Raw genomic sequence first — 4,417 nt, forward strand, 5'->3', positions numbered from 1 at the left:
TGCCCAATTTGCGGCCAGACATTCGACAAGCGAAACCTTGTCGAAGTGCTGCATCATCACCTTCCCGAGCATGAGCCGTTCGCGATGGATAGGTGACGGAGGTCGAAGCCGACTCGGTTTTCCGCGAATTGGATAAAAAGTCCCGCCGCACATGCCAGGACGGCGGGATCCGATCAAGTGGCTTGCACCACGCTGGGGATGCGGGATGGGCCTGCCCGGTGCACGCGGACCGTCAGGGACTTTAGGCGCATCAGCTGCAATGCGTCCACCAACCGACGGTTGGAACGAAATTCGGCCACCGACGGATCGGTCATCCCGGATCGCTGTGGCCAGCAACTCGTGACAGGGACGCATCCCGGGTGAAAGCCTTTGTTAAAGAAACTAAGGAACGGTGGACGAGGAAGGCGGCAAGGTGACCATCGACGTGAGGCCGCCGGTGACGATCGACCTCGACAAGGCCAGGCTGGTTGAAAATACAGGCCGCCGAAGCGCAAGAGCCCCTGCGGGCCATGCAGGATTAGCTCTTTGTATGTAAAAAAGAGACATTGAACATTTTCCGGCAATCCTGGTTAGGATTGATGCCGCGCTATTTCTTCGACTTGTCCAGCAATGGAGAGACCCTCCCAGACCCTGAAGGTTCAGAGCTTCCGAACCTGGAATCTGCGGAGGACGAGGCAGCAAAAACGCTGCTTGAAATCGCAAGAGAAAAGCTGCCCGATGGCACCTATCACGAGGCTGGCATTCAAGTCGGCGATGAAGCAGGCAACCAGCTAGCCCAGATCGTGGTCAAATTCGAACTGAACCGCATAGTCCGCATCAGACAATGAATCGATGGGAACCTGATCGTCTTCACCTTGGTCACTCGAGCCACTTGTCCGATCACCCGCTCAGAAATTTCTATCAAGCATTCTGGTCTACCATTCCAGACGAAATCGTCGAGAGAACAAAGCAGAGGTCAGATGCGGCCTGCAGCTACCTTCGAAAGCTGCTTAGTCTATCATTAAAACGAACGCTGACGGATCAGCAAAAGTTGCTTAGGGGGCTTAAGAGGCGGCAAGGAGTGACCCTTATGCCAAATCACTGGTTCTCCCCTCCGGTCCCTGTCGGGACTGAGTCTCCAAGTATGACGAACCACGTCAACAACGCCGATGCAGCGGCTAAGGAACTCCTGAAGTGGACCAAACGTGGCCCTCAGTGGAATCTCGCGGTGCACGTCTGCGTCGCTGTGCTTGCCGACGAGATGGAGCCTGAGGAGGCCCGCAAGGCATTCCTGGCTGCCGCCAAGGAGCAGGGGATATTAGTCCCTCCATAAGGCGGGCCCGCCACTCGTGAGAAAGCCGGCGGACCCAACAGCGGCTGCATCCACGAAGAATTGACCGCTGCGATTTCTAAACTACCGAGGACCTGCGTTGTTCCATTATCGCGGACTACCACTGGGTGGTCGGCAGGCTCGTCCCGCCCTACATTCCCATCATGCCAACCCATTGGTTCGTCCCTCCGGTGTTCGTAAGGACTGAAGCCGGTGATCGGCGTAGCTGCAACAATGCGAGGGCAGCCCTTGAGCAGCTCAAGACGTGGACCCGGCGAGGACCTCGCTGGCACAAGGCTGTGACCCTCTGCCTGTCGGCTGTGGAGGGCGATCCGATTGACCCTCACGTGATACGAAAGGCATTTGAGGCTGCCGCTAAGGAGGCCAAAATGTACCTCTCCCCTGAGAATTAGGTACACGGTCAAGGGAGTGCGGGTGGATATAGTGGCAGCCGCCGAAGGGCTGCCCGTGCGGTTATGCCGGCTGGCATGAACGCGCTCTGGTGACTATCGTCCCACTGAGGGGAAACCATGCGCGCGGGCTCATTTGTGGCCTGTTTCCCTCGGGATGGGTCGCGCCTAGGCACGCGCGTCCTATGGCAGCTCGGCGTGGAAATGCCTCCTTGCAAGCCTTTGGCTCGCCCATGGCGTGCGTGGCATAGATCAGGCAGCGAATAGCGTGGCGCGGCGACGACCAAAGTAATCGGCCCCAAGCGTCGCCACCAAATTGGCGACTTGCAGAACAATGAGTACTGTGATGGCGGTTTTCACGGTCTTTCCCCCCGGGCCGGCGCGGCCCAGATTCAGTGCATCAATCCCACGAAATGCCCGCCACCGCCACTGGCACCCCCTACGTATACGCGCGGAGCTATGATTATGGGACGGAAGGCGACCCGAGCAGCAGGACGTGAAGGAAACGAAGGGGGCACGGGGGGCGTAAGTTGAACATCAACCGCGAGCAATCGGCCTTCATGTTCTCCATTGTATGGCTTAGACTCGCCGCATGGGACTATTGACTTTCAGCATCAACGTCACCCTGGACGGCTGCGTCGACCACCAGGAGGGAATTGCCGACGACGAGACGCACGCCTTCTTCACCCGCCTTATGGATGAGGGCGGAGCAATGCTGTGGGGTCGCGTCACCTACGAGATGATGGAGAGCTACTGGCCGGCAGTCGCCCGCGGCGACGAGGAGGCGCCGCCGGCGATACGCGAGTGGGCGGTCAAGCTGGAGGCCAAGCCGAAGTACGTAGTGTCATCGACGCGAAAGGCCTTCCCGTGGACCAACAGCCACCACATCGGCGGCGAACTGCGCAAGGGCGTGCAGAGGCTCAAGGACGCGACCCCGGCCGGCGTGCTCCTCGGTAGCGGCAAGCTCGCGACCGAGCTGGACCGGCTGGATCTAATCGACGAGTACAAGCTCCTCGTGCACCCGAGAATCGCGGGCCACGGCCCGACCCTCTACCAAAGCGGGCTGCCCAGCACGCGACGGCTCGAGCTGATCTCGGCCAAGCCGCTCCGCAGCGGCGCGGTCGCCATGCATTACCGGCGCGCGCGCTGACTCGGAGCAGGCTCAACGCGCCCAGGTCGGGGGCTTGCGCGTCGCAGGAGCGCCGCCGATTCAGTCGGCTTTGGTCGCCTGGCGTCCTGGATGAGAACAGATGCACCCAAGCGCAAGAAGCCCCTGCGGGACATGGTGGACTAGTATGGAAACGGGCCTTTGCTCTCGCAGCAAACATGAGGCACCGCTCCTGTGCCGCGACGGCAGCGCGTAGGCTTTGGCGCCGGCCACTTTCAGCCCCCTCGTTCAAAAGTTGGCTTCCAGCCGCGATTGCGCGCACGCTGCTGGCCTTCGTAGTCAGGAATGCATGTGAAGAACACCGGCCGGCGGTCACGGCCGGCAGCCCTGCAATCTGAGCAAACAAAAGCCCGACTAGGTCGTTATGCATTGAGCCGTGGTCACGGCCGAGCCTGTCACTCAGCGCCGGATATCGAGCCTCGTCGATTTGCAGCACATCGGATGGCCGCAATTGACATAGGCCGTCTCGCGGGCGGCCAGAGTGTCGGCAAGTGTTTTCTGAGGCATGCATGGCGATCTGTTGAAGGTGTCGCCGCACCGAATTTCACTGTCCGGTCTGTCGGCCGGATGCTAGTCGCTTCAGATCATTTCCACCATGCCGCCTTCACGATGCAGCATGGCGTCGAAAATGACGTCGAAAACGTTCCCGACCTCCTCTTCGATCTCATGTGCCTTGATGCCGCTCTCCTCAGCCGCTTTGAGAGCCTGGTCGGCAAGATCCCTAATGGCGAACGGATCGTTTGACCTTGCGTTAGGCAGATGCTCTGCCATCCATTTGTCGAAGAAGTTGATGCCGCGTGTGCTCATCCAGCCATAAGCTGGCGAATGGGATTAAGTTCCTTCTTCCCGAAAATCCTGCAGCGAGGCGTGCCAAAGGTCCTCCTCGCCCCTGAGACAGGTGTACGCCCTCGGCAAAGTTGCCGCGCAATCCGGGGCAGTCTTCGGTTATGTTTCCCTTTGACCCAACCCGGGTCGCGAGATCGACTGCCCGGAATTCAATGGAACTCCCCGCCCGCCTTGAGACAAACTTGCAAAACTGCGGCTCTTGCGGATGGATGATATGAGGTCGTCGACTCGGTCCACCGGCTCGGCCACCGGCTTTCTCGCATGCGATCGAGCCTCCAGCCGGTTGTCATAAATGCGCTTCAGCAAATCGCAGGCCACTTTGGCGCGCTGCCATGTCCGACCGACAAGTGAGCAGCCTCCTAAGCTTGCCGGGGCATTGTCGACCTCATCCCACACCATCCACGTGCCGGACGGCTCGGGGTGACAACGGAATCTAGATTGATCGTCTTCCATAGACGACTAACGAGAAAGCCACCTCTAGGTTCGATGTAAGGCGATAACGTGGTTAACGTGGCGCCGACCTTTTCTTCTACCCTTGGCTGCTTTCGGCTTTTCTTTGTTCCCGGTCCGCCGAGCGAACTCTTGGTCGGGGTTGCTTCTGACCTGCCACTGAATTTTCATCCGGCTGCAGTTAGAGCCTCGGCGGGTTTTACGCCGTATGGCGCGGGTTGAGCAACGGGTGAT

The 4,417-nt window shown here is 59.5% G+C and carries 5 protein-coding genes; 4 read left to right on the forward strand and 1 reads right to left on the reverse strand.

Annotated elements, in window-relative coordinates:
* Positions 1 to 578: 578 nt before the first annotated feature.
* The 4 genes from NKI95_RS33965 (at position 579) to NKI95_RS33980 (ending at position 2,869) form a co-directional block, all read left to right on the forward strand.
* Positions 579 to 827: a DUF6894 family protein gene (locus NKI95_RS33965; protein ID WP_352566312.1), complete on the forward strand. Its 249-nt coding sequence runs from the start codon at positions 579 to 581 to the stop codon at positions 825 to 827.
* Between the two features lie 242 nt (positions 828 to 1,069).
* Positions 1,070 to 1,312 carry a DUF982 domain-containing protein gene (locus NKI95_RS33970; RefSeq protein WP_352711718.1) on the forward strand — a complete coding sequence of 81 codons (243 nt, stop codon included), beginning with the start codon at positions 1,070 to 1,072 and terminating at the stop codon, positions 1,310 to 1,312.
* Positions 1,313 to 1,473: 161 nt separating this feature from the next.
* Positions 1,474 to 1,722 carry a DUF982 domain-containing protein gene (locus NKI95_RS33975; RefSeq protein ID WP_352566403.1) on the forward strand — a complete coding sequence of 83 codons (249 nt, stop codon included), beginning with the start codon at positions 1,474 to 1,476 and terminating at the stop codon, positions 1,720 to 1,722.
* A 589-nt stretch (positions 1,723 to 2,311) separates the two neighbouring features.
* Positions 2,312 to 2,869 (forward strand): dihydrofolate reductase family protein, encoded by a 558-nt coding sequence (locus NKI95_RS33980; RefSeq protein WP_352566308.1) that lies wholly within the window; start codon positions 2,312 to 2,314, stop codon positions 2,867 to 2,869.
* Positions 2,870 to 3,466: 597 nt separating this feature from the next.
* Here NKI95_RS33980 and NKI95_RS33985 read toward each other — a convergent pair.
* Entirely contained in the window at positions 3,467 to 3,694 is a 228-nt protein-coding gene (locus NKI95_RS33985) for a DUF768 domain-containing protein (RefSeq protein ID WP_352566306.1), read from the reverse strand.
* Positions 3,695 to 4,417 lie beyond the last annotated feature (723 nt).

Source organism: Mesorhizobium sp. M0306, from assembly GCF_040321655.1.
Lineage (GTDB): Bacteria > Pseudomonadota > Alphaproteobacteria > Rhizobiales > Rhizobiaceae > Mesorhizobium.